27 protein-coding genes are annotated in these 25,802 nt (G+C 47.9%); 17 read left to right on the top strand and 10 right to left on the bottom strand.

The genetic code is table 11. From position 1 onward, the window contains the following. Positions 1-15: 15 nt before the first annotated feature. The 3 genes from ABSB80_RS11615 to ABSB80_RS11605 all read left to right on the top strand — a co-directional run bounded on the left by ABSB80_RS11615 (position 16) and on the right by ABSB80_RS11605 (position 3,362). On the top strand, positions 16-1,086 hold the full coding sequence (locus tag ABSB80_RS11615) for a metallophosphoesterase family protein (RefSeq protein WP_428370788.1): 1,071 nt from the start codon (positions 16-18) through the stop codon (positions 1,084-1,086). A 256-nt stretch (positions 1,087-1,342) separates the two neighbouring features. After that, the gene (locus ABSB80_RS11610) at positions 1,343-2,038 is read left to right on the top strand and encodes a C39 family peptidase (RefSeq protein WP_428370787.1); all 696 of its coding nucleotides are present in this window, start codon (positions 1,343-1,345) and stop codon (positions 2,036-2,038) included. Positions 2,039-2,186: 148 nt separating this feature from the next. Beyond that, positions 2,187-3,362: a serine hydrolase domain-containing protein gene (locus ABSB80_RS11605; protein ID WP_428370786.1), complete on the top strand. Its 1,176-nt coding sequence runs from the start codon at positions 2,187-2,189 to the stop codon at positions 3,360-3,362. A gap of 142 nt (positions 3,363-3,504) precedes the next feature. Here ABSB80_RS11605 and ABSB80_RS11600 read toward each other — a convergent pair whose 3' ends face one another. Both ABSB80_RS11600 and ABSB80_RS11595 read right to left on the bottom strand, forming a co-directional pair. Continuing rightward, positions 3,505-3,729, bottom strand: coding sequence for a KTSC domain-containing protein (locus ABSB80_RS11600; protein WP_428370785.1), 225 nt, complete (start codon positions 3,727-3,729; stop codon positions 3,505-3,507). Positions 3,730-3,968: 239 nt separating this feature from the next. Beyond that, complete coding sequence (locus tag ABSB80_RS11595; protein ID WP_428370784.1) at positions 3,969-4,523, bottom strand: TATA-box-binding protein; 555 nt, start codon at positions 4,521-4,523, stop codon at positions 3,969-3,971. 102 nt (positions 4,524-4,625) lie between these two features. Between ABSB80_RS11595 and ABSB80_RS11590 the strand changes: the two genes are divergently transcribed. The 3 genes from ABSB80_RS11590 (at position 4,626) to ABSB80_RS11580 (ending at position 7,047) form a co-directional block, all read left to right on the top strand. Continuing rightward, positions 4,626-4,763, top strand: coding sequence for a hypothetical protein (locus ABSB80_RS11590; RefSeq protein WP_428370783.1), 138 nt, complete (start codon positions 4,626-4,628; stop codon positions 4,761-4,763). Positions 4,764-5,007: 244 nt separating this feature from the next. Further along, entirely contained in the window at positions 5,008-6,663 is a 1,656-nt protein-coding gene (locus ABSB80_RS11585) for an adenosylcobalamin-dependent ribonucleoside-diphosphate reductase (protein WP_428370782.1), read from the top strand. A gap of 138 nt (positions 6,664-6,801) precedes the next feature. Beyond that, positions 6,802-7,047, top strand: a complete 246-nt coding sequence (locus ABSB80_RS11580; protein ID WP_428370781.1) for a DUF2769 domain-containing protein — start codon at positions 6,802-6,804, stop codon at positions 7,045-7,047. Positions 7,048-7,212: 165 nt separating this feature from the next. Here ABSB80_RS11580 and ABSB80_RS11575 read toward each other — a convergent pair whose 3' ends face one another. Both ABSB80_RS11575 and ABSB80_RS11570 read right to left on the bottom strand, forming a co-directional pair. Further along, positions 7,213-7,605 carry a type II toxin-antitoxin system VapC family toxin gene (locus tag ABSB80_RS11575; RefSeq protein ID WP_428370780.1) on the bottom strand — a complete coding sequence of 131 codons (393 nt, stop codon included), beginning with the start codon at positions 7,603-7,605 and terminating at the stop codon, positions 7,213-7,215. Next, positions 7,602-7,808, bottom strand: coding sequence for a hypothetical protein (locus tag ABSB80_RS11570; protein ID WP_428370779.1), 207 nt, complete (start codon positions 7,806-7,808; stop codon positions 7,602-7,604). Before ABSB80_RS11570 ends, ABSB80_RS11575 begins: the two co-directional genes overlap by 4 nt. A gap of 510 nt (positions 7,809-8,318) precedes the next feature. On the opposite strand from ABSB80_RS11570, the gene ABSB80_RS11565 reads away from it, so the two are divergent. Both ABSB80_RS11565 and ABSB80_RS11560 read left to right on the top strand, forming a co-directional pair. Beyond that, on the top strand, positions 8,319-9,557 hold the full coding sequence (locus tag ABSB80_RS11565) for a C39 family peptidase (RefSeq protein ID WP_428370778.1): 1,239 nt from the start codon (positions 8,319-8,321) through the stop codon (positions 9,555-9,557). Between the two features lie 41 nt (positions 9,558-9,598). Next, positions 9,599-10,354 (top strand): hypothetical protein, encoded by a 756-nt coding sequence (locus tag ABSB80_RS11560; RefSeq protein WP_428370777.1) that lies wholly within the window; start codon positions 9,599-9,601, stop codon positions 10,352-10,354. Positions 10,355-10,445: 91 nt separating this feature from the next. Here ABSB80_RS11560 and ABSB80_RS11555 read toward each other — a convergent pair whose 3' ends face one another. Next, positions 10,446-10,847, bottom strand: coding sequence for a hypothetical protein (locus tag ABSB80_RS11555; RefSeq protein ID WP_428370776.1), 402 nt, complete (start codon positions 10,845-10,847; stop codon positions 10,446-10,448). A gap of 216 nt (positions 10,848-11,063) precedes the next feature. After that, positions 11,064-11,579, bottom strand: coding sequence for a hypothetical protein (locus ABSB80_RS11550; protein ID WP_428370775.1), 516 nt, complete (start codon positions 11,577-11,579; stop codon positions 11,064-11,066). Positions 11,580-12,739: 1,160 nt separating this feature from the next. Here ABSB80_RS11550 and ABSB80_RS11545 point away from each other — a divergent pair. From ABSB80_RS11545 to ABSB80_RS11535, 3 genes are all read left to right on the top strand, one after another. Then, complete coding sequence (locus tag ABSB80_RS11545; RefSeq protein ID WP_428370774.1) at positions 12,740-13,846, top strand: hypothetical protein; 1,107 nt, start codon at positions 12,740-12,742, stop codon at positions 13,844-13,846. Positions 13,847-14,072: 226 nt separating this feature from the next. After that, entirely contained in the window at positions 14,073-14,396 is a 324-nt protein-coding gene (locus ABSB80_RS11540) for a protease inhibitor I42 family protein (protein ID WP_428370773.1), read from the top strand. A gap of 92 nt (positions 14,397-14,488) precedes the next feature. Beyond that, complete coding sequence (locus tag ABSB80_RS11535) at positions 14,489-14,656, top strand: DUF2769 domain-containing protein (protein WP_428370772.1); 168 nt, start codon at positions 14,489-14,491, stop codon at positions 14,654-14,656. A gap of 80 nt (positions 14,657-14,736) precedes the next feature. Here the strand turns inward: ABSB80_RS11535 and ABSB80_RS11530 are convergent, their stop codons facing one another. The 3 genes from ABSB80_RS11530 to ABSB80_RS11520 form a co-directional block, all read right to left on the bottom strand. Next, the gene (locus ABSB80_RS11530; RefSeq protein WP_428370771.1) at positions 14,737-15,336 is read right to left on the bottom strand and encodes a nitroreductase family protein; all 600 of its coding nucleotides are present in this window, start codon (positions 15,334-15,336) and stop codon (positions 14,737-14,739) included. Between the two features lie 165 nt (positions 15,337-15,501). Then, entirely contained in the window at positions 15,502-16,857 is a 1,356-nt protein-coding gene (locus ABSB80_RS11525; RefSeq protein ID WP_428370770.1) for an ATP-binding protein, read from the bottom strand. Positions 16,858-17,036: 179 nt separating this feature from the next. Next, the gene (locus ABSB80_RS11520; protein WP_428370769.1) at positions 17,037-17,228 is read right to left on the bottom strand and encodes a hypothetical protein; all 192 of its coding nucleotides are present in this window, start codon (positions 17,226-17,228) and stop codon (positions 17,037-17,039) included. Between ABSB80_RS11520 and ABSB80_RS11515 the strand changes: the two genes are divergently transcribed. Together ABSB80_RS11515 and ABSB80_RS11510 are read left to right on the top strand one after the other, a co-directional pair. Continuing rightward, entirely contained in the window at positions 17,227-17,481 is a 255-nt protein-coding gene (locus ABSB80_RS11515; protein ID WP_428370846.1) for a CBS domain-containing protein, read from the top strand. The genes ABSB80_RS11520 and ABSB80_RS11515 overlap by 2 nt on opposite strands. A gap of 1,085 nt (positions 17,482-18,566) precedes the next feature. Beyond that, positions 18,567-18,824, top strand: a complete 258-nt coding sequence (locus ABSB80_RS11510; protein ID WP_428370768.1) for a helix-turn-helix domain-containing protein — start codon at positions 18,567-18,569, stop codon at positions 18,822-18,824. 194 nt (positions 18,825-19,018) lie between these two features. Here ABSB80_RS11510 and ABSB80_RS11505 read toward each other — a convergent pair whose 3' ends face one another. Continuing rightward, positions 19,019-21,838 carry a tetratricopeptide repeat protein gene (locus ABSB80_RS11505; RefSeq protein WP_428370767.1) on the bottom strand — a complete coding sequence of 940 codons (2,820 nt, stop codon included), beginning with the start codon at positions 21,836-21,838 and terminating at the stop codon, positions 19,019-19,021. A 194-nt stretch (positions 21,839-22,032) separates the two neighbouring features. Between ABSB80_RS11505 and ABSB80_RS11500 the strand changes: the two genes are divergently transcribed. From ABSB80_RS11500 to ABSB80_RS11485, 4 genes are all read left to right on the top strand, one after another. Continuing rightward, positions 22,033-23,100: a DUF5677 domain-containing protein gene (locus ABSB80_RS11500; RefSeq protein ID WP_428370766.1), complete on the top strand. Its 1,068-nt coding sequence runs from the start codon at positions 22,033-22,035 to the stop codon at positions 23,098-23,100. Between the two features lie 223 nt (positions 23,101-23,323). After that, positions 23,324-23,824 (top strand): flavodoxin domain-containing protein, encoded by a 501-nt coding sequence (locus ABSB80_RS11495; RefSeq protein WP_428370765.1) that lies wholly within the window; start codon positions 23,324-23,326, stop codon positions 23,822-23,824. Between the two features lie 827 nt (positions 23,825-24,651). Continuing rightward, positions 24,652-24,960, top strand: a complete 309-nt coding sequence (locus ABSB80_RS11490) for a hypothetical protein (RefSeq protein ID WP_428370764.1) — start codon at positions 24,652-24,654, stop codon at positions 24,958-24,960. Between the two features lie 13 nt (positions 24,961-24,973). Then, positions 24,974-25,660 carry a hypothetical protein gene (locus ABSB80_RS11485; protein ID WP_428370763.1) on the top strand — a complete coding sequence of 229 codons (687 nt, stop codon included), beginning with the start codon at positions 24,974-24,976 and terminating at the stop codon, positions 25,658-25,660. Positions 25,661-25,802: the final 142 nt, after the last annotated feature.

Below are 25,802 nucleotides of genomic sequence, written 5' to 3'. Positions count from 1 at the left end.
TCAAGATACACACCCATGCGATTCCCTTTGTTGACATTATTCCTGATCGTGATACTTACAGCAAGCATCTGCGGATGCACGGGCCCGTCTCCGGCCCCGGTCCGCACTACCACGACAACTGCAGCACCAACGACACCCGCCGGGTCCGGGAACTGGACATTTGTCGTATTCGGGGACTCACCCGACCCGGCGGCTAACACGACGACCGGCGTCAGCCCGAACCTCAGCCCGATTGCGAAGGCTGTTGCCGCAGAGAAGCCTGACCTGGCCCTGTATATCGGTGACCTGATCAACGGGGGGGACTTAACAAATGCATCCCCTATGCAGAATAATTTCACGGGCCAGTTCGGGAACTGGGAGAAGGCAGTCTCCCCCATCTATAATTATACAAGCGGCACCGGGATCCCGTTGTATGTGATCCGGGGAAATCACGAGGACGGTATTGACAGGATTAATGCCGCCCTTCTCGACGCCTATCGCACTACGGTGGCATCCGGCATGCCGGCAAACGGCCCGCCAGGAGAGGAGAAGCTGACGTATTCCTTCGCCCACAAGGGTGCAAAATTCATCCTCAACGACGATTATATCGAGCACAATGGTAAGAAAGAGACCGTGAACCAGAGCTGGGTCGACGGGCAGCTCACGCAGGATACCCGGCCGTTCATGTTCGTCCTCGGGCATTCCCCCGCGTACCTCGTGGACAACGACACGGAAGACATCCCCTACAGCCTCCCGACTCGTCCCGCCGAGCGCGACACGTTCTGGAACAGCATGGTGAACAACAACGTCTCTGCCTACTTCTGCGGACATGCCCACCTGTATGTCAGGGCCGAATCACAGGGCCTCACGCAGATAGTCGTTGGGAATGGCGGGGCGCCCATGCAGGGTTTCGATCCCGCACTTGTCAACCCGGTACTTACGCTCGAATACCCGCTTTCGCCGATCTCCCAGAATGATCAGAAAGTCGGCTACCTCCTCATTACGGTTCATGAAGACAGCGGGACATTCGACGGGGTCCAGAAAGTGCTCAACCCGGTGACCGGTGCGTGGGAAGTCGGGGATACCTTCACCCTCAAAGCACGGTAAAATTGCCGCGATCCCCTGACCGGGGGGCCCGGTGCCGATGTGGCTGGGCACCCCACCGGGCCGGGGTTAATAGAGGGCGGGCTTTGGCAGGTGTGATGAGCGGGGCTGATGCCGGAACCGGCACGTTGGGTTTTCCGTGCGGAAAAAACCAGACAACCCAGGGAAATCACATCACTGGAGAGCCCCTTTCCTCTTCGACACAAAAATAAAACCATAAATGGTTTCGGGACAATTCACACTGAATCACGGTGCTGCCATGCACAGGTCTCTCCCTCTGCTCATCATATCCCTTGCCCTCTTCGCGGGGGTCATCGTTTCAGCCGGTTGCGTGCAGAATTCCGCTTCCCCGCAGGACCTGCACAACCAGACCGTAACGGGATCGGCAACGGTCCCCGGTCTCCTGGACCAGGTCCCGGATGTCCGGCAGAGCCAGTCATATTCCTGCGGGGCTGCATCCCTGCAGGCCGTCTTCAGTTACTGGGGAATCGATCAGCGGGAAGGCATGCTCATCCAGGAACTGAACACCACCGAAGCAACCGGTACCCCCCCGGAGTCCATTGTCCGGGTTGCCCGGGCCCATGGCCTGGAGGCTGACCTGCGGACAAACCTCACGCTTACCGATCTGGAACAGTCGTTGGCCGGTAAGGTCCCGGTGATCATCGCATGCCAGGCCTGGCGGGACCCCGGCGAAGCAAACAGGTCGTGGGATGATACCTGGGAGGACGGTCACTACATGGTCGTGATCGGGATGGACAGCAGCAACGTGTATTTCGAGGACCCGGCCATGCTCGGAACACGGGGGGTGATCCCGAGACAGGAGTTCCTCTCCCGCTGGCATGATTACGAAGGGGATGCGCCATTCAGTAAGAACTCGACAGTTCTGAACCATGCCGGGATCTTCATCCGGGGAAAAGAGCCCGCAGCGTATCCGGAATTCACGCATGTGGATTAAAATCAGCCGTGGGGCCGGGAGTGGCGCTCCGGCCGGGCCGGGGCGGCGTGAGGGAGCTCCATTGACCGGGATCGCCAGTGAGGGAAGGTCCGGCCTTGAATGCCTGCCGTTTATTACCTTATGCACCGATAACCGGATTGTTACACCTATGTCGGAGATTTATCGTATCCTCATCATCCTCATCGTCGTTGCAGCAATCATTTCCACCGGCTGCACGCAACCCGTAACCTCAGAGCAGCCAGCGGCTGACAAAGGGCAGAACCCGCCGCCGGCGCAGGTCAGCGCCGATCTCCAGCACATCGCCGATACTGCAATCAGGGATACCGGCATTCCCGGCATGCAGATCGAGATCGCCACGCCACAGTGGACCTGGAATTCTGCTGCAGGGAACGCATCACCTGTCACCGGCGAACCGGCACGGGCCGGCATGCGCTTTTTGATCGCCAGCGTCTCGAAGACCTTCACGAGCGTGGCCGTCCAGAAACTTGCGGAGGAAGGGAAACTTTCGCTCGATGACCCCATCGCCCGCTGGCTGCCGCCCGACCTCGTGGAGAGGATCCCGAACGGCCATGTGATCACGGTCCGCCAGCTCCTCGACCACACGAGCGGGATTGCGGATTATGATGAGAGCTCCATCAACCTCCAGGAATACCAGCACCCGGATATGCCGGTGCCGTACCAGACCGGTCTCGATCAGGGTATCAACGCCAGCCCGCTCTACCCGCCGGGAACGAACTACACCTACTCGAACGTGAATTACATCCTCCTGACGCTCATCGTGGACAAGGCAGCAGGTGTCCCGTACGAGGACTACGTAACCCGGACTATCCTCGTCCCGACAGGCATGAACGACACATTCTTCCAGCATACCAACCACATCCCCGGGCCGCACATGAGCGCCACCATGCCCGGCGCGAATGGCACAATTATGGATTTCACCGATCTCTATGTGCTCTTCGATCGCGGGGCGGGGGACCTGGTCAGCACCACGGCCGATCTCAACCGTTTCCACCGGGCGCTGCGAGAAGGGAAACTGATCAGCAGGGCATCACTCGTCCAAATGGAAAAACCAACACCTCAGTCAGGTAAGACGGGCTATGGTCTCGGGTATGCCACCGAGTTTGTCGCACCCGCAAATCTTATCGTGCAGGGTCATACCGGGGGGTATCCCGGATCGTACACGTTCTGGTATTACCTGCCGGAAAAGGATACCTACGTGACCTTCAACCTGAATTCAGCTGGGACGTCCCTGGATAACCTGAGAATAATCCGCACGGCTGTTCTTACCTACGTGAATAACGGGACGGTTGTGGGCAGAACCTGAAGATCTTGTTACGTTCCCCCCGCAGCCGGTGTACGGTGACAGCGCCCCGGCTGGCCGGCGGGGGAGGAGCGGGGCTCAACTCATGCGATCGCCGCACGGGGGCTGGCCAATGCTGTCATGCGGGTCCTTTTGGGAATGATAGTTATCTGACCACCGGTTTTGTGTGGAACCGGTTCCGGATCTTCTCGGAAAAATATTTTCCAATCGCATCGGAGCTCATAAGATCCTTGCAGACTTTCGGAGGGACGCCCGAATACTGGTACACAAGTCCTGTCTGAAATTCGATCTCCAGGATTTTTGTGGTGGCATCATATCCCACGGAGCGCAGAATACGGGACTTCACGGGCTGTCTTTCCAGGAGTATCACCATTTTCTTACACGTGCGCTGAATGGTTAATGGTTTTTATGAACGGTTCTGATTTGAGTTGTCGTGACTCATGGCGTTTCCTGCGGCATGGTGCATCGCGGACTCCCCCCAGGTTATACAGGAAACAGACGGCGTCGTGCACGTGCGAGACATGGATCCTGCCCGCACTACAGCAACCGCTGCCGGCATACTGCCATGCAGTCTTTGCCGCATCGACAAAGCCGGAAATATGTTCTCTTTTACAGGACGCTCGCGAGCTTCTCTTCGAGGATATCAAGCCCCTTCTTGATGTCTTGTAGGTTCTTGCCACCCGTGAGAATGATCTTTCCTGAAGAGAATATAAGGACGACGATCTTGGGATCTTTGATCCGGTATACCAGCCCGGGAAACTGTTCGGGTTCGTACTCGATATTTTCGAGATTGAGCGTGACGCTCAACTTGTTGATATTGATGTATCTCCCGAGATTGTAGGAACAGACCATATTGGTGATCGCAACCCTGGGCTCTTTGAGAGGTTCAATACCCGCCTTTTTTAACGAGCTGGCGAGAATGGCAAGTCCGTCAGCAAGCGCCTGGTGGTTGCGGATGCCGGTGAGAACTATCTTGCCCGACGAGAAGACCAGGCACGCGATCCTGGGATCCGGGATCCGGTATACCGCACCGGGAAACCGTTTCTTGTTGAGTTCGCAGTTCTCCACATTTTTTGAGAACTCAGCGAGATCTATGGACTCGGCGATTACACCGGATGCAACGATATTCTCAATCATCAATGATTCATACTTTTTATCAGCCATCTTTTATCCACATCTTCTATCCAATGATGTTCACCGGAGCATAAGGCTGATGGACGAGGCAGTTCCTCTTGTCCGTTCCGGCAATATCAGCTCCGGTGCCGGATGGCCCGGCAGATCAATGGACCATGGCTCGTGCGGTTCAAGGGGCTCCCGCATATCGGATCCCGGTATGCACCTGTCGAGTACGGGGAGAATACACTCAATTTCCTTGGCATGAACGAGTCGCCCCCGAACACGTAAATTCTTTTTTCAGGGGGCCTTGCCTGTACTCGCGTAGCGGTGCAGCCGGGGGCCGGTGGTGGCGCCCCGGCTGGCCGGTATGGAGGATACGCGATGGGCCGGTTTTTTTTGAATTGGCAGAAAATGTTCCGGAAAAAGTTTTGTGGAAAGATTTTTCCGGGAATTTCGCAAGGCAAGAAGATACCGCTGACCATGAACCAATACTTTATATGGCATTACGTTAACACGGGCACCTAGTGGCTTTATGGATCTGACTCCTGTCGCAGAAGCACTCCTGGAATACCGGTACCTTCTTCCGGACGAAACTCCCGACGAACTTTTCCGCCGTGTGGCAGATGCAGTTGATACTCCCGGGTCGGATGCTTTCCTTCATAGTATGGAAGAACTGCTGTTCATACCCAACTCCCCGACCCTGATGAATGCCGGAACACCCGGCGGCCAGCTCTCTGCCTGTTTTGTATTACCTGTGGAAGACTCCCTCCAGGGAATTTTTTCCACCCTTGCTACCATGGCACAGATCCACCAGAGCGGCGGAGGTACCGGGTTCTCGTTCAGCCGTATCCGTCCCGCCGGCGATCCGGTAGCTTCGACATCGGGTGTCGCGAGCGGCCCGCTCCCGTTCATCCGCGTCTTTGACGAGGCAACGAATGCCATCAAACAGGGGGGGAAACGGAGAGGGGCAAATATGGCGGTGCTCAGCAGTTCCCACCCGGATATCCTGGCATTTATCAATGCTAAAAACAAGGGAGGACTGGACAATTTCAACATCTCCGTCGGATTCGATGCACATTTTTTCGCATGCCTCGAGCGCGGACTGGAGTACGATCTCATCAATCCCCGGGACGGTTCGGTAAAAAAGAGCATCGATGCCCGCGAACTCTGGAATGCGCTCTGCTCTGCGGCGTGGCAGACCGGCGATCCCGGGGTCCTCTTCCTCGACATCATCAACGAAAAGAATACCGTGCCGGGCCTCGGGACCATGGACGCAACGAACCCCTGCGGGGAGCAGCCGCTCTTCCCGTTCGAGAGCTGCAACCTCGGGAGCATCAACCTCTCCCGCTGCATCGCCCGCGGGAACCTGGACGAGGACCTCCTGCGGACGGTTACCCGCCTAGGGGTGAAGTTCCTCGACGCCGTTATCGATGTGAACAAATTCCCTGTGCCCGGGATCCGGGAGAGGACCCTGCTTACCCGGAAGATCGGGCTCGGCATCATGGGGCTTGCCGATGCCTTCATCCTCCTGGGGATCCCGTACGAATCGAAGGAAGCGCTCGCCTTTGCCGATCGTACGATGGCGCTCATCTCCCGCGAGGCACACGAGACCTCCCGGGAACTGGGCGAGGAGAAGGGCTCGTTTCCTGCGATTGAGAAGAGCATTTACACCAACCCGATGCGCAACGCCACCGTGACAACTATTGCACCTACGGGCTCGCTCCACCTCATCGCCGATACCAGCAGCGGGATAGAGCCGCTCTTCTCCCTTGCCAGCACCAGGAGGATGGGCCCGTGGTCGCTGCCCCTCTTCCATCCCCTCCTGAAGAAATACCTCCAGTCCCTCAGCAGCGGTACGGATATCCTTGCACAGGTAAACCGGACAGGCACCCTTGCTTCCTCGCCGGTTCCCGAGGCCGTGAAGGAGCTCTACAAGACCGCCCCCGAGATCCCGGCGGATCACCACATCCGGATGCAGGCGGTCTTCCAGAAGTATGTCGACAACGCCGTCTCGAAGACCGTGAACCTGCCCGAAGATGCCGATGCGGAGGAGATCGGCAGGATATTCCTCCTCGCCCGGTCGCTCGGGTGCAAGGGGGTGACGATCTACCGGTACAACAGCAAGAAAGACCAGGTGCTCCTGCGGGGCTGCGAGGTCTGCGGGGATGATTTCCTGACCGGGGGGTGAGGCATCCGGTCTCCGGAGAGCGGGGCGTTCGGCAGGAGCCGGAGGGCGGGAGGATAATGAGCGGTCAGGATTTTTTCCCGAAAAAACCTGAAGAATCCACAAGAAACCTATTATCCATTATCGCACTATCCACTCATTATGATGAAAACCGGCACGACCATGGTGGAGGATACGGAAGAGAACCGGCAGATCTGCAGGAATACCTGCAGGGCATGCCCGACCTACAAACATAATTCCCTTGAGCGATATCAGCCCGACGCACTCTTCTGCGCACGCGGAACGACATCGGTCCCGTCACCGAAAGAGCTGAACTGCTATTGTCCGGCCTGCGAACTCTATACGAAGCACAGTCTCGTCATCGGACACTTCTGCGTCAGGCAGTAGACGATTTTTTTATCTTGTTGGTTATCCCTCAGAGTTGCCGGGTGCCGGGCCGGGGTGGCAGGGGCCTGGGATTAAACTCGTATGGGCAGCAGGGAGCCGGGAGTGCGGGGCGTTTGGCACGAGCCGGCGATCGCGAATCAGAAGGGTGGAACTGGGAAATTGCGCTTAGGCAGTCTTCTGAAACGGATTGTAAATTATGAGATCTGGCACCTGTTCAAAATCCCGCTCGTTCCGGGTAACGAGTGTTGCATCCAGTGATAAGGCCGATGCGGCGATGACGGCATCGGGAAGTGAGATATTTACATTCGAGCGGAGTCCGATGGTTTTCTCTGCAAGAGTATCGGAAAGAGGCAGGCACCGGGCACAATCAAGGAGACTCCTTGCTTTTGCAAGTCCTTCAGGAGTATGATCTTTCCAGCCGAGTAGCTCGATCCGGGTGATGACAGATATATTAAAGGATTCCTGAAGAATCCGGTCGATCACTGGTTTCTCCTCATCGGGAATCGCTCCTGCAAGGTAATAGATGAGAATATTGGTATCGATGAGATAAGAGGTCATCCGCGGTTCCACTCACTCCGGAGGGCCCGCGCAACGTCCTGTGGATTTTTAATCCTTTCACGGTATACCCCGTAATACTCCTGCGGATTGCAGGGTGCAGTCTTGGGGTTCTGCACCTGAAGTGTCCGCTCCCAGAGTTCAACGGGAACTATGACGCTTTTCTTGTGGCCGCCAGCATCATACACGTACTGGATTTCATTCATTGTACCATCATTATTCCCGCAAGAGAATATAGTTTTCCCGGCCAGGGAATGCCACAGAGTGTAGTGCCGGACGGGGCCGGGGCATTATCGTGGCCGTGAGGGTGCCGGGCCGGTAATCGCGTGCCAAGCCCGGGGTCAGGTGTCGGGGGCGGAAGGCCTTAGCCCTGTACTCGCAAGGGGCCGCGATCACCGGGCTATCGTATGGCGTTTGGCACGAGCCGGCGGATTCAACAAATCCAGATAATTCAATTTGTGTTTTATAGGCCGGCGACTTTCCTTATTTTCAGTACCCTGACCGGTAGACAACCGGGCTAGAAAGAATAAATGCACGTATTATAAATCGCTCGTTGTGGACAGCCGGGGGTTGTCCCAAAAGAAAAGACGGGTCCACCTCAGGTCGAATTGCGGTTGAACCCGGTCTGCCCGTGGGCATGAGATTGTTATCTTCTGATCCTATGAAGATTTTCCCGTGCCTTCCGAGCGACAGCAAAAAAACGGAGGTATGGAAACATGAAAACACTGAAACTCGGAGTCATCCTGCTCGCACTCCTGCTGGCGGCGATGGCGCTTGTACCGTGCGCGAGTGCGGGAAACACTGGATTGGTAAATGCACAATCCGATATGGTAAGCAAAGATCAAGCGCAAAATGTTGCGTTATTGAATATTCACGACATTGCACATTCCGAAGAAAATTTTTCTGACTGGATGGATTCAACAGTGTGGTTTTCAAATACGTACTATGATCTTTCCGGTTCACCAACTGCGTACGCATTTGACATAAAACACGATGGGAAGTACGATGGGTATATTCTCATTTCGGCAACTGTCAACAATTATCCGGTCCTTGAATGCTCGAAAGGTGTTATACCCACTCTGAGTCCGGAAGCCGCGACCGAATCCCTTTCAGTGGTGTCCCAGCGTACGAAGACCGAAGGTTTGACTTCAGCTGATCCAAAACCCGTGTACCTGGGTGCTACGTTCTTCCTGATGGAGTACCCATTAGAAAATAAAACGGGAACCGTAGTTGATCATGTTTTTGTCGATCTCACCGACAAAAAAGTGATTAATGTATCGGATACTGGCATGGGAATTCCCTTGACAAAAGACAGTCTGCTGAAGAATCAACAGAGTAAAAAAGAAGAGATTGCGAAACTCTGGAACGAGCAAAGTCCGTCAAGTCAATCAAGAGTTTCTCCGTTATTGAGGTCCTCCAACTATATCTATGATGTTCCATTCTATCAATGGTACCTCGGCTGCTCTCCGACAGCTGCAGGAATGGTATTGGGTTACTGGAGCAGCCATGGATATTCTAACCTTCCTACCGGAACAACGGTGATTAACGAACTCGCATCCGCGATGGGAACAGGTTCAACCTGGCCGCTTAACGGAGTGACATGGCCGATATTTATCGATGACGGTATAGAGACCGTAGCCAGAAACCATGGCTATACCAGTTTCGACGGGGTTGAAAATATATGGTTATACGGGGATCATTTCGAAGAGATGGCAAGTGAAGTAGATGCCCAGAGACCATTCGTCTTATCGATGGCAGCCGGAGGGATGGCTGTTGGCAAACCGACAGCGTATGGATACCACAGTGTCACCGGTGTCGGTTATGTCCGGGGTGTCCAGAATTACATTACCATCCACGATACCTGGAACAACCCGCCCAACTATCCCCTAAGCTCGGACCGACTTATCGCAAACGGGAATTGGGCAGCTGCAATGACAGACTGGGTAAGGCACTAACAACCTTTACCTTTTTTTGATATCATATTTTATCAAGATAATTGGTGAAAATGGCAATGAGTAAATGTAAACCAAAAACTCTGATTGTTCTTGTCATGGTTCTCATTTCTATTATTCTTATTGCGGGATCGTATTTCCATTTTGGATTTATCGGACCGGGTCTCCCCGATTCGATTAACGGGTGGTATTTTCCGGAACCGGATGGTTTTTACAATAACGGGACCCGGATGTTTACCGGGACCGGAACGGAGCATTTCGGCAGGATTGGAGGAATATCCTCAACCTGTCCGCTGATGTTCCCGAATATTTCAGACGAGTGTATTGGGGGACAGTACGAGCGCTTCTATCCTGATCTTTCTCCGATGGATGATAAGTACGTTGCAATAAGCTGGAGTTTCAACAGAACCGAAGATTTCGAAAACGCTGAAAAAATCCTGTATCAGTCCTTGGAAGAATCCGGAAACATTTCCGTAATGATTCTTGACATAGGGCCGGAACTCAGGAGACGTTCGGCAATTGGAGACAACGAAACGCAGTACGGTTTCAATAAGGTTCCTGTAACGCAATATATCAGCAACAAAACTTCGGGCTACTTCATGGAGTTCCGGCGGCCGCTTCTTCAGGATCGTGAGGATTACATGATCGTTTACTACGGGGTTCTGGATTCAAACGATATGTCAGCTCATTCCCGTTTTCTTACCGTACTTATGGTTCAGGGTGGTTTTCCTCCGTACGACAGGATTTCCCGGTTGATGGATACGCTGCCAACAGAGAATGTAAGTAAAAATTTACCATGATTCCGGAAGCCGAAATCACTTAAAAACCATTCAATTTTTTTCGCCTCGTTTATTTCCGGTTCGATTTTCATTCTCTCGCGGACCCCGCGTGTTATGATGAACCGGGACCGGGGGGGACGGGAATCCGGTGATTCTCTAAAAAAAATTTTCCGGGCTTGGCCTGCTCACTGGAGTAGTATTCAACAAATACGGTGTTTGCGACGAAGTGGGAGAACGTTGCCCAGCGTTTGAGCAGATCTTCAGGAGCCATGAGCTTCAGTTCCGACCGGGCAGAGGCACGGAGCGCGAGACGCTGGCTGATCAGCGTGTTTGATACCCGTGAGGTATATCCCAGTGCAGTGCCGGATTCTTTTGCCAGATCCCGAAGCGCCCATGCTTTCGGATAGTTGACCAGCAGGACGCGTATGATGTCGGTGGCCTTTTTCGAGAACAGGTTTGCTAACAGGTCCGGGCCATGTTCACTATGTAACGGATGTTCTTTTTTTGTGAACATACTATGGTATTCAGTATGTTCACTATTTAATTACTGTTCACTTTTTGTGAACATAAGTAATGCATATCTGGGTTCTGTTAACTTGTTGAGGGATAGAGATGTTTCTTCGAAGAAGAAAATTATCCATCCCATGCCAAGTTAACAGAACCGAGAGAATAACTAACACGGGTAAAAAAGCAGTAAATCATGAACCTGTTATCGTAAAAAATGAAAAATCTAGTCAGACTTCTCAATGACATTAAATGAAATATTATACTGGCTTCGGGGATCATCTTTACCATACCAACCGGTTTCCCCACGGAATATTTGCATGCCGGGTTCCTTAGCCTTGAAAATCCATCGGTGGGTTCCATCGATATCAAATCTTGGCATAGAGGGATTCGCAAAATACTGGGAATCCATCAGCTCAAGGCCGGGACTAAACGTTACCTGCCACGGCTCGTTGGTTGCGAGTGTTTCCGTAAGATTAATCCAGAATTCGGTATCTTGGGGGATTGCATAGATCTTCCCATTATCCGATTCGTTGAACACAACCGGACTATTATTTACTGGCGTAATGGTTATTATCGGACTACTAGGATTATGTGAGAGAATAAAATTTCCCGTGCATCCTGTGATGAGTATACAAGGGACAAGCAATGTTAGTAAATATAAAGGGGATGCTGACAATTCCATAGCAGTTGTGTAGACTACAGATTGGATGTATTTTATGATCTTTTCCGGTTCTGTCAAGTCTCCGGGAGTTATGACAAATACTACGTTGAAAAATGTCTCTTACCTTCCGCAGACTTGACAGAACCATTTTTTGGTTATTTGTGTCTTCAAACCATTTTTTCCGTTAATTGTTATTAGGACTTACGCAGTTGAATTAATCTGTTGCGAGAAAATTCTGTCGTAACCCCCGCAAAAAGGAATAGGATTAGAACGTCGGTTTGGAGATAAAGAGGGAAGAAGCCGATCGATGAATCGAGCGTTTCGACTCGTACCAACTGATCCCTGTTTTTAAGCGGTGAGATTCGAGGCGAAGAAATGCGATCAGCGAGAGGAGAATGTGGCCGCGTTGGACAACCTCTTTGCGCCCCTGGCATCTCTCGATACCGGTACACTGCTTAACGCCCCGGTGAAATTCTTCGATGTTCCACCCAAGATCTTTGAACGATTTTCTGTCATGTTCTGATGTATCGAGGATGTCTGTAGCCCAGTGTTCAGGATCTCCATCCGCATGAACAACTCTGAAAACTTTGATGAAACCATATTGGCGCAGGTGGACAACCCTTCCTTCGGAGGGTATTTCAATCTCCGAGATTGAGCGGTTGTACGTATGATCCGGATCTACCAACCTGTTGGATTTGAGGCGGGTGCACCAATGCCACTTCAGGGACCGGATCAGTTTCAGGTTGTCGATACTCGAATATCATGAATCGAAGAGGACACAATCCGGTCGAAACTGACGGTCTTCTGCTGCCGAGTACCCGAAATGACCCTTCTTCTTGTGACGGATGGATGAGGGGAGACAACATGCCGATGAAAAAAGGAATTACGTCTTCTATTTTCTTGTCGCCTCGATCCTCTTATACGGTATTTTTCCTCCGGTACATGCCGTTTGGCAACCGGCGGCGATCGCAAGAATTCAGCAAATTCAGATGATTCTATTTGCGTTTTGTCGCCCGGTGATTTTCCTTTTCTTTAGTACCCTGACCGGTAGATAACCGCGCTAGAAAGAATAAATGCTCAAATTATAAATCGCTCATTGTGGACAGCCGGGGTTGTCCCGAAAAGAAGAGAACGGGTCCACCAAGCGACGAACTTCGTTGAACCCGGTCCCGCCCGTAGGCATGAGATCATTATCGTTCATTCCTATGAAGGTTTTCCCGTGCCTTCGAGCGTAGCGTATGAAAACAGGAGGTTTGAAAAAAATGAGTCTACGAAAACTAAGCATCGTCCTGCTGGCACTGCTGCTGGCAGCGATGGCGATAGTACCGATAGTAAGTGCTGATGGACAGATAACAAAAGGAGATAATTTCCAATTATCTCAACTCAAGCCCGATGATTCACAAACGAAAGTAGTAATCCGGAATGGATTCAGTTTTGCGCAAGGTGATTCCCAAACAGTGATTCCCTTAGGATCAATTATTCAGCACTCGAGTGATGGAATTACACGGGTCTTTGATTCTGACGGAAAACAAATTTCAATCTCTCAGGATATTGATTCACCAAAGATCCCCACACCTTATGGAGACCTTCCCGCAGTAAATATCAACCAGATTCCGGACGGATCCTCTATAGATGTGAAAGATAACGGGATTACAAACGTCTATTCAAAGGGTCAACGCGTCCTGACAGTAATTTCACCAGCCGGTAAAAAAATACCTGTGGCGTCAACGAGTGGCTGGATCGAGGATTCCTATGCCTGGAATATTCCAGAACTGGGCCAGTTCATTGCTGACTGGACGGTGCCATCATCACCCCCCAACCGGCAGACCGGGGCAATTGATTATATTTTCAACGGAATTCAGCCTGGTAACAGCGTGGGAATTGTTCAACCCGTTCTTGAGTACAATGTCGCAGGAACCCACCAATGGACTGGCGCCCCGTGGTATGTTGACAGTAATAACCTGGGATACCGTGGCACACCGATCAGTACCTCTGTTGGTCATACCGTAAGAGGGACATTGGGCTGGAATCAGAATCTGAACCGATGGAATATTATATTCCAGGATCTGAGCAATGGCGGATATTCCTCCAGCTTCTCAACAAATGCCCCAAACATCGGTACAAATAATGTTGGCGCATTTTGTGCTCTGGAAGGAAAAAATATCAATAATGATAACGATGTTCCGGGAACAATTACATTTTACAACATGCGATTCCGGAATGTAAACCTTAACCCGGTTTCATTCAGCTGGAATAAATATACAAATACCGGAATGGGATTAACAAATCTCAATGTTGCCTGGAGCGGTATGACCCCGGTAACACTATGGACAAAAAATCCGTGATATTAAAAATATATTTATTTTTGGACTTGAAAATAAAAATCAGAAAAATAACAAGGTAGTCTGGTATGGGGTGAACACTATTCAACAAAAATCGGGTTTAATGGTATCATGGGTAATCATCCTTATGATGATGTTCGGGGCGGGCTGTCTCGGTACCGATCAGCATCCTTTGAAGACAGATGTGGCGCCGGTACAGTGTTCGGAATACTCAGTAGCAGGACACGATATGATCATCAATGAAACCCAGAACAATGCAACAATCTGTGCCAGCCTGAACAGCACGGTGATAGTCCAGCTGAAGGACTCCAGCAGAACCGGACGGGAGTGGTTCGTAACCGCGAGCCCTGGTCTTCAGATTGAAGACAACGGAGTTACCTGGTATGATGAACCGGGAGTTCCTCCTGTGTCGTTAATTGAATTCGGGATACATCAATGGAATGTCACGATGAAGGACAAGGGCGTACAGAAAATACAGGCTGTTCTAAAATTTCCCGGAAGAGAGGTTTCCGGTTCAGGACAGACATTTGATTTGACCATCGTTGTTAATTGAAAACCGGGTATCAAGAGACGGCATCATTGGCGGTGTGCGGAACGGATTTCGGGATCGTGGACTTGTGTCAGGAGTCCCCCTGCCGGTCACGTATGATCCTGTCACAACCCCTTGGACGATTCCGGTGGCCCGCCGAACTCTTCTGCGCACGCGGAACGACATCGGTCCCGTCACCGAAAGAGCTGAACTGCTATTGTCCGGCCTGCGAACTCTGGAAGAAGCACAGTCTCGTCATCGGGCACTTCTGCGTCAAGGATTAGATCACACTTTTTTCGTATGGGTCCCGGTCCGGTAATTTTTTCCGGTTGCAGGGACCGTAATGAAAAAAAATTGCCCCGTTTCAGAACACAATATCCTCTTTTGGGAACCTCACTTTTTTCATCGGCTTGTCAGCCGCGTACCCCAGCGGGCAGAGCATCACCGGTACAAGGGGCGGAGGGATCTTCAGGATCCGGGAAAACTCCCCGGGGTCGAACCCTCCCATCGGGCAGGAATCAAAACCCAGTGATTTTGCACCGTTCAAGGCGTTCCCCAGCGCAAGATACGTCTGGGCCTGCGACCATGCCAGTTTCTGCTCCGGTGACATCGGCTTGGTGAACTGGACCGCCATCCCGACAACCATCTTCTGCATCTCTTCAGGCGCACCACTCTTTTTCAACAGGGCCCCGAGCCTGCTGATGAGGCTGTCGTAATCGGGATCTGCACAGAAAACAAGCAGGTGCGAACAGCTGGTGATCTGTTCCTGGTCGAAGGCCGCCGGCCTGAGCTGCTCTTTGACCTTCTTGTCGGTGACTACCTTGATCTTCCAGGGCTGGAGGTTTATCGCAGACGGGGCAAACCGCACCAGCTCGAGAAGCTCGCTTACCTTTGCTTCAGGAATCTTTCTGCCGTCAAACTTCTTTGTCGCATACCTCGACATCACAATCTTTGCAAAATCCATAGTGCATTCCTCTGCTTACTACCCGGTTGGTTCCCCATTTCCTCTATTTATACATGAGGACGATACCAAATCCGGAGGCCATCAGACTTCGAAGACGCGAAAGATTCATCAGAATCCTTCGTAGTCAGAGATGTTCATCAGAACATCGAAGACGTGAAGAGTCCGTCAGGACTCTTCTAAGTCAGTGCTGTCAAACACAAGATAGCCATCGTCCCGCAACCGGGCCTTTCCTTCAATTGTCCCGGCAGAGAACAGCGCGTACTTCCTGTGGCGGTACTGGTCGGCACGCACGAGCTTCGACTTTGTTTTCAGCATGGCGAGGAGTTTCTTTGCCTGCTGAAGACTGACATCCCCCCATTTGCATTCACCAAAGATAACGGTGGATGAATTATCGTCGACCGCCACGAGATCGATCTCGTCCTCCTTATACCACCAGTGGCCGGTACGGTATCCCGCCATAACGATCCCGGCATACTCGTCCCGTACGAACGCCTCGAACTGCCTGCCGAAGAACGGGTTGATGTCCGGGAGTACGGAGCCGGGATGCCCGGTCTCGATCTCCTGCCGGCGCGGGAACACATAGCAGTACCAGAAATCAAAGACCCGGTCCCGGATGCGGTATATCCCCTGCCGGGGATTACCCAGAAGCGGCACCTCTTTTTCCACAAGCCCCAGCCGGATCATGGATTCGAGGTACGGGTACACATGGCGGGTGTCGAGACCGCAGAACTGGGCGATCGCTGTCGGGGCGGTGTTGCCAAGCGCAATCGCGTGGAGGACGGACTGGTACACCTTGAGCTCCCGGAACTCCTGCGAGAGGATGAAGTACGGTTCGTGGTAAAAGTACCCGTACCGGTTGAAAAACTCGGTTTTGTAAAATGAGTTGCAATCCTCATACGCGCCGGCCTTGAGAAGATACTCCGGCACACCTCCGATCGACAGGTACACCTTCAGGGTGTCAGAGAACGGGAAACGGAAAAACTTTCTCGCATCGGAGAACCGGAGCGGCCCGAGCAGCAGGTCACGCGTCCTCCGGCCATAGAGCGGGGATGTGGACGAAAGGGCAAGATCGCTCATGAGCGAGAGTATCGACCCGGAGAGGAGAAGGCACCAGTCGGAGCCGGTGATACTCCGGTCCCAGGCTTTCTGGAGCGCAGAAAGAATGGAGGGGTCGTTCCGGATCAGGTACGTAAACTCATCGATCACAAGGTACGTTCTCCTGGTGAGCGGTTTTTGTGCGAGATAGGTAAAGAGCTGCTCCCACGTCCTGATATCCAGCCCGGCGAGGAGAGGATCGCCAAAATACTCCGCACACCGGGCCTTGAGCTGGGCTATCTGGATATGCGGGGATGCGTCCTCTGCGATATAGAGTATGCCGGGCTTGTCCCGGATAAATTCATCGATAAGCCGGGTCTTTCCGATCCGCCTCCGGCCGTAGAGGATGATGAGCCCGCCGGAACTCTGCCACTCATGCTCAAGCAGCAGGCGCTCCTCCTCCCGGTCGATGAACTCTCTAATCATGATTAGTACTAATCACGATTAGGATTATTAATGTGTCGGTGGTTTCGGGTGCACCGGAATCCTGAAAACCTGAACCTTCTCAAATCCCCGGTCTTTCAGAAGACACAGGGTTGCCCTGTTCCTCACCCGGATTTTACCGCTCAACCTCAGCGGCAGTTCCGGTGCCACGCCACCATCGGTCACGACTCCAGGGACGGATCAAAAATAATACGGCGGACCATTTCCGGATCCGAAAGAGAGATCTTTCCCCGCATCCGCTGGACCGGGGAGAGGTGCACCTCTTCATCACGGTCCGGCAATGACCGGGTCTTCGTGCGTGGTGCCACGACAGGAGTTCTGGGAACTCCCGGAATTCTCGCTTTCGTGCTCATGATTGTAAGGAGATATAAGCACCCGGAAAATAGTAATCCTGCTATAGCCGTAAAGACCCGTGTTCCTGATACAGGATTTTTCCACTGGCATGGACATGGGAAATGGGGAAGACGGCATCCCCGTCCGGTCAGTATCCATGAGGCAGCAAAGATCATGGCTGCACAACATATACGGCAGCTTCCCATCATGAAAAAGAAGAAGATTGCTGGGATCATCACCGCACGGGACCTGGTGGAAGCATATGCAAAGTAAGTATTCCGGTTGACATACCGGTCATCTTTTTCGGATCTACCCGGTGAAGCATGCAATGGGACACGCATTTTCACGAATAAGACCTGGTTCTCTCCAGAAGTGGTCAAACGGGGCACGCCACGGCCCCGGATTGCTATTTTCCCCACCACCTGACCGGCCTGTTTCAGTGATTTTCAGCCAGGGTTTTCCGGGAAATCCTGATTTAACTTCTGATGGGGAAACGGGAGGTTTTGCGAGGAGAAAAACCGGCCTGTTTGGAGCTGTTTGGATGGAGTATCTCAGGCCGCCCCGGGCTGAAGGGGGTGGGGGCGGGGCCAGAGGAAGGAGAGCCTTTGGTACAAGCGTTTAAACGCGTTCTGTTCCCGAAAATATGCAAAGACAGGCAAAAACCCATCCCCCTTCTTTTTCATCGTCCAAATACACCCAAATGGCGCCTCGTGGTTTCAGGCGTAAAAATGAACGGAAATGCATGAATTACTGTCTCATTTTCCGGAATTACTTCCCCTGTTTCCGGAAAAACAGGGAATCGGAGCCCGTACAGTGCCCCGTTCCATCAGGAAGGGGGCATGAGAATCGAACAAGTCATCAGACTTGTGAGATGAGAAGTGCTTCAGGTCGGCAGACCTGAAGCAGGAGAAGATCAATAATCTTCTCCTGAACGAGGTTCTTCGAAGAATCCGGAACAGATTCTTCGAGGGGTTATTTTGGGGGTACTCTCATAGCCGTCAGGTTATGAGAGGATGAGAAGAATCATCAGATTCTTCAAACTACTCTTACTTCCCGCAAGGGAGAGGAGAGTACTCTAAAAAGGCGGGGGATCCGACGAAAAATCCCCCAACGTCCTGGTGTCTGGCGAAGTCCCTGATGAGCGACACTGTTCCGGATCGGAACATATGTTGAAAGCCGGGGGTGGCCGCTCCGGGTTTTTTTCACATCCACATGTATCCGGATTATTTTCACCAGGCACCGAGGAAGTATTGGGCGGGGAGGGGGATTATAATATTTTTTTGTGTAGTATATTTGCAACGTGAATAGTATGTATTTGCTACCAATATTCATCTCATATTTTACCCCATTTTCATAAGATGTTTGAACTGGTGAGTTTTGTTGGCAGGGGTCGAGACAGGAGGCAGGTGCTCAAAGCCCTTCACAAACCCAACTCGCCAACGAATCTCGCCAAACAACTGGACATGGACCGGTCTACGATAAGCCGGGTGGTCCTTGAACTTGCTGAGAAAGGCCTCGTCGAATGCCTGACGCCGGATGAACGGATGGGCCGCTATTACCGGATAACTGAAACCGGGAAGAGAGTTGTTGCGATTATTGAGGGGAAAGGGGAATAAGTTCTCTGGGAGGCCGATTATTTTTTTCAAATGCGGGTAGTAGGGTCAGGCCCGAAGAAACCTAAAGGTTTCTCCTCATCCTCCTCTAGGTCTTGTGACCTGTTGAAGCCTATGCGGTTTAGGTATAGTACAGTTTCGGACTCCACCTTATGATGATCAATTACATAATACAGGTTCATATCAGAATTGTTGCTTTACGAAATTTTATTTAATAATTCATATATCTTCTTTACTTCATCTTCATTTTTATTCATTTTAAATAATTTCAATGCTACTTGTAATTCGGCTCGTGCCTCGGTATATCGTTTACATTTTATTAAAAAAAATCCATAATCCCGATTATTTTTTGGATAATTTTGCGCAATTCTTTTCACTTTTTCATATTCGATTTGGGCTTCATCATTCTTATTTAATTTTGATAATATATTCGCATAATGTCTGCGAGTTGAAGGTGAGCGTCGATGCCCTTCTACTGCCATTCGTAATTTCTCTTCAGCACTTTTATAAAATGAAATCTTTTCAATTTCAGTTTTCGCAATATCTCCTTGTTTCTCTCTTAAGATTCCAAGAATTTTATTCGCGATCGGACTATTAGGATCAATTTTTATCATCTTATCGACTACTTGGTCCGCATTCCCTAACTCTCCTGTCGTTAACAACCGTTTTGCACGAGAATATAAAAAAAGGTTATAGGTTGTTTTTACTTTATTATCAGATGGTTTCAATAGGAGTAATTTTCTGTAGCAGTCTTCAGCATCTCCATCTTTATGCAATCGTTCTAAAATAATGCCAAGACCATGAAGTGCATCCTCATTATTTGGATTAATAGATAAGCAGGTTTTATATTTTTTTTCTGCATTTTCAAATATATTTTTCGCATTATTCATATTTCCTATCTGTTCTTCATGTTTTCCTTGAATGGACAGTACATACCCTAGAGTTGTATATGCACCTTCTAAATTAGGATTTATCATTATAGCTTTCTCATATTCTTGTTTTGCACTTTCGAAATTACCTTGATTCATCAATGCATATCCAAGTGCAATGCGAGCCTCAGCGTAATCTGGATTAATTTCAAGAGCTTTTTTTAATACATTCTGAGATTCATCAAATTTTTTCAAGGCATTAAAAAGATGACCAAGGTTTGCATAAGCCACAGCATAATCAGGATATGCGGCAATTGCTAATTCGAATTCGTTCTTTGCTTCTTCATTTTGACCTAATGTCATCAATAGATATCCGAGATTATTATGCGCAGAAGGATAATCAGGTTTTAATTTTATTGCTTTTGTATACTCAATTTGAGCTTCATCAAACCTTCCCAATTTATTAAATAGATGTCCTAAAAGATTATGCGAAAATGGAGATTCTGGATTTAATTCAATTGCTTTTTGAAATTCCTCGACTGATTCAGCATATTTTCCTTGAGTACTAAGTAAATATCCTAGACTGTGATGAGCAGGAGAATAATTAGGATTAAGTAATATTGCTACTCTATGATTATCTTCTGCTTCTTTGAATAGTTCCTTTGCCTCTGCAAATTTCCCTTTATTTTTATATATTTCTCCAATATGTGTTTGAACATACCCAAGACCATTGTAATCCTGGGCAAAATTCGAATTTATTTCAATTGCTTTTTTATATTGACTAGAAGCATTTTGATAATATATTACTGCATTATCAAAATAGCCTTTTGTTTCTTCATTTTCTCCAAGTTTTGTGAATAAATAACCTAATTGATGTCTAATTCCTGCAAAATTTGGTTGTAAAGATAAAGCTTGTTCATAACAATCGATTGCCTTAAAAAAATGGTTTTTATTTAAAAATCCATTGCCCAGAAAACGTAAATTCTCAAAATCCTTTAGGGAAATAAAAATTTCTTTTAATTTTTCCAAATCACTTTGAGTGGGTTTATAGTCATCAATGCAAAAATCAAGATATGATGAATATGTATAAATAAAATCTTCATCCTTTGTAATAAAACCATTTTCAATTAAATTATTTGTAATTTGATCCCAGACATGTCTTCTTGATAAATCTGGCGGTGATTCAAAAATGATTTTACATATTTCCTTCACATAGAATTCCTCATAAAGATAGATTTGACCATCCCACAGAAGCTTCAATGATTTCAATATATATTTTCCATCTCCAGAATTGTGATATCTCTGTTTCATATCTTCTAAATCAAGCGTTACAGATCCAGGTGTTCCATCAAAAAGTTCAAGTTTCCATGAAAAAAGAGAATCGTCTTTCTTTATTTCATTTACAAGGAAATTACAATCATTTATGCTAATCGCTTCGGGAAAAATTAATTCGAATTCCCTATACAAAGGAAGATTTTTCTCTTTTATTAAATCCAATTCTTTTCCGGTACGACATGTTGCAACAACAATTATTTTTTTACTTTGATATTTAATCCGATTAATGATTTCATCTATATTTTTATCAATGAAATGATCGAGATCATCAAAAAATAAAATAATATTTCTATTGCTTAATGGAGGCAATAAAAGTTTTTCGATATCTATATCCTTAGGACGAGGTTTTATCACTGAAAACTTTTTCATTCGTTTAATTGATTCATAAGCTGCTCTTGTTTTTCCTAATTTTGGTTTACCTGCAATTAAAACCCATTGCTCATTTTTTAGGAAATTTTCTAAATTTATATCGCTTTTCCTGAGTATATAAGTGGATTTAAATTTTTGAATTTGAAAATCAACAGGTTTGATATATTCAGACGCTTGGTAAAATTCGCAAAATTGAGAGAATTCATTAGTCCTGATTTTTACCCATAAGAAAAATGCAATACAGATAATTAATAAAAATATAAAAAGTGTATAAATCCAATTGACTATTAGTAAACTAAAAAAATCATTAATATTTTTAATTCCATCTTCTGATAAAGATGCAGAAATTATATTACCTAACACATTTACAAAAATTTCGTAAACAAAACCAGCAAATATGATTACAAAGAAAAGCCATATTCCAAATTTATATGATTTTTTCATTGCAATGGGGTATATAATTCAAAGATACTTAAATTCAACAATCCATCTTAATCACGAATATGTTATAATAACCATCTAAATAATATTTCGAAATGCATCTTATATGATATTTAAGTCAGGAGATCTTCCGGTTATCTGAATGGTCATAAGAAAATAGAAAATACTATGATATGAGCAAATCATGTTTACACTGAATGGAATTTACCGATAAGGAAAAGGAAAATTTAGAGATACAAAACGATCTTAAAGAACTAGAGAATGCTGTTAAAAATGGTGAAAATTCGTCCGAATTACAAAAAAGAATATCCCATATAATTGAAAGATCGTCTAATCATTTTTCTGAAGAAGAATATGATAAAATAGTTGAAAATGTATCTGAAAAAATTCAGAAAAATCATAATGATATGTTTCCCTTTTACTCACTCTTAGAAGCTCGGTGGGGGAAAGCTATAGATTTGTTAGAATATTTTTGGCATTTTTCTGTTGAGACTGGCCAAAAATTTTCCGATGAAAATTTCAAAAATGCTTCGGATAATAAAGATCTAGTTTTTTTAACTTTGAAATTGCTACATGGACGTGCCTGTTTGGTTAGTGGAGAAATTGTTACATTATTAAGAAATGGTTATCCTGATGCAGCAATGGCACGTTGGCGTACACTCTATGAAATTTTAATAATTTCGGATTTTATCAAAAAGCATGGTAATAATACAGCGAATCAATATATCGAATTCGAAAAAATTGAGGATTATCAAGGAATTGAGGTTTACCAAAAATGCGCTAATAAAATAAATAAAAGACCGTATTCAAAAGAAGAACTTAATGAAATTGAAGAACGTATCAAACCACTAAAAGAGAAATATGGCGATCTAATTAAAAACTCATACGGATGGGCATTTCACGATTTGAAATTATCAAAAAATCAAAAACCTTCATTTAAAAAAATTGCGGAAACAAGCGATTATTTTCATTATTATCCCTATTATTCTTGGGCAAGCTACCCAGTTCACTCTAATTCAAAAAGCTTGACGATGGTCTTGGGTCAGCCTCAATATCAGAAAAAAGTTATTCTTGCTGGACCAAGTGATGCAGCCGGAATTGCTGAACCGGGAATGATGAGTGGGATTACATTATCACAAATAAATATTCAATTTTTATCTATTTATGTAACTTTGCCCAGATTAATAACTATGAAAACGGTGGATCTTCTTACGAAAAAAATCATAAATGAATTTTATTTAGCTTCGTTAAATCCGATACCATAATCTTTCAATAATAAAATTAAAAAGACTAATCTGTTCTACATAAAAAATCCCGTCCCCAAAATTTTCACCGCTCCCTTCTACCATCATTTTCTATCCCATAAAATTCCGTTTAGAAATACACGATTTCCTCATCCGCCTCGCCTCCCAGGAACTCGGGGCATTCACCGGCTTTTCCAAAATCCCCCCACCGCCTTTATCCCACTCCCGCACAAATGAGAAAACCATGGCACACATCCTCATAACCTACGCGTCGAAAAAGGGATCGACTGCGGAGATTGCGCAGGCGATAGGAAAGGAACTGCAGGCCGCCGGCCACGCCGCCGACGTCGTGGAGACGGGGACCGTGGCATCGCTCGCGGGATACAACGCGGTCGTCATCGGTGGGCCGATGTATATGGGAAGGATGGTTAGCGATGTCGGGAAGTTTGTGAAACGGCACCGCGACGAGCTCACGAAGGTACCGGTCGCCGGATTTATTGTCGGCCTTGCAGCAGTTTCGAAGGACCCGGCCGGCATCGCATGGGCAGAGAAAGCGCTCCATGCATCCCTCGCCCCGCTCAAGCCGGTGGCAGAGACGATATTTGCCGGCAGGCTGGACCCGGCAAAACTCTCGTGGTTCCAGAACTGGATCACGAAGAAGGTGAAATCGCCGGTCGGTGACTTCCGCGACTGGGCGGCGATCGGAGCCTGGGCCCAGGAGCTGCCCGGGAAGATGGGGATCTGAGAAACTGCCAAACCGTTGACGCCCGCCCTAACAACAAAATACCGTACCGAACCGGACCTTGGCGGTCCCGGATCCCGGACCCCCCGCCATTTCATTTCACGACCTGATCCCAAGAAATCCGGTTCCCGGATCATCCAAAAGGCAACAATTCGACGTTTTTCCGGGCGATTAAACCCCCTAAAATCGAAAACAACCCCTGAATTTTAAGTATTTTCCGACTTATGTTCTATAATTCGCAAAAAAACGCGAGTGTCAAAAAACCGGTTTTTCAAATCGGGCTCCGTTTGGCAAACGGATGGTTTTACGGGCAGATAATTTCTCTGGGGATTTGAGGTCCGGGCCACCCCCGGAAGGAGGGGCGATCAAGGCGGATACCGTCAGTAACAGGGATCGTTATGATTCACCCGGGAGACCTGCAAGACATTCTGTCAATCCGGGCCCGAATTTGCCCCGGATTGGCATTTTTGCCAAGTGCCGACCGGCCTGTTTCGGGGGTTTTTGAGCTAGGTTTTCCGGGAAATCCCTCTCCTTTGGCCCTTTGGCAAACGGGAGACTTTACGAGGGAAAAAACCGGCCTATTTAGAGTTAGTTTCCTTTGAGGATCGGGAACTGCCACATGGTTTGGGTGGCAGGAAAGGAGACTGCCAGGGAAACCCCCTTTTCCGGGATCGCTTTTCCCGGCCTTTTAACTGCGGGAGACATAGATTCCCTCACTTCATCTCGGTAGGCCAAACGGGGGCTCATTCTGGGCTTCGTTTGGAAACGGGGGCTGAATACACGCCCGGATTCTGGAGGTTGTCGGTTTCGAAAAAAGGTGGTTTTGGGGGGTGGTTTCAGAGGTGGGTTGCGGGGATTTTGGGGAGAGTTGGCGATGGGAAATGTGGAGGGATTTTTTTTGGCCGGGCCGGGAAAAATTTTCCGGAAATTTTTTGGAAAATTTTTACGTGAAAATTTGTAGCGCGGGAAAATTTTGTGAAAAAAATTCTCCAAAGGTTCATGGGGTCGTTGAAAAATTTTTGAAGATGAGGGGTGATGGTGGGTATGATTACCTCATAATCAATGGCTTGGGGGTGGTGAGAATCCAGAGTTATGTATTCAAAACATTGGGAAAAATGTTTAAGGTGATATGTGATTAAATGGAATTATATTATGGATATAGAACGATATATTTTAATATTAATTATATCCATAAGTGCAACCGCCGTAATCGCATTTTTTTGTAGCGATAGGGCAAGAGATTTCTTAAAAAGGAAGTTTTCTAATGTTAAATCATTTTGTAAACGTATATCATTCTTAAAAGAGACGGACATTTTAGGAATCAAAAAGATATATAGAACAAGAACAGAAGTCGAAAATGAAAATCCTTTTTTCTCTCTCCACGTTTCAACCGAATTGAGTAGTGTAAAGGATATGGGTATGTCCTTAGCTCGGATAAAAAATTTGGGGGATGAACGAATTCGTTCTCATTTAAAATGTGGCTGTAAGTTTGAGTTTTTACTCTTAGATCCCTCTTCACCTTTTATGAAACAAAGAACCTATCAAGAAAACCCAGACTTAATAGGAGAAACTAATGGATTTATCAACTGGATTGAAAATACATTCTCTACTTCTGAATACAGAACGCAAATTGATGTGTGGATTTATGATTTAATGCCTACAATGGCAATTTCAATCATAAATGACAATTTACTCTTAGTCAATCCTTATTCATTACTCAGAAGAAACCAAGAATTTCCTGTTATTGAAATAAAAAAAGGTGGGACTCTTTTTTCGTTATACAAAGATGAGTACGAAAAAGTTCGTGGACATGCAAAAACGAGACGCGTTTTTCCTTGAAATTTTCGCTATTGTGAAATATTTGCTCTGTAGAAAACCTCTATCCAGACAAATTGTATAAACCTGTCAAGGTTAGCGAGAATGATCTTGCATGAAATTTCTTTCTTCTGAATCTGGAATATTCGTGATTTCAGGTCAGCTC

It is taken from the genome of Methanoregula sp. (assembly GCF_050010295.1).
Taxonomy (GTDB): Archaea; Halobacteriota; Methanomicrobia; order Methanomicrobiales; family Methanospirillaceae; genus Methanoregula.
This window is presented reverse-complemented; position numbering and strand designations above follow the sequence as displayed.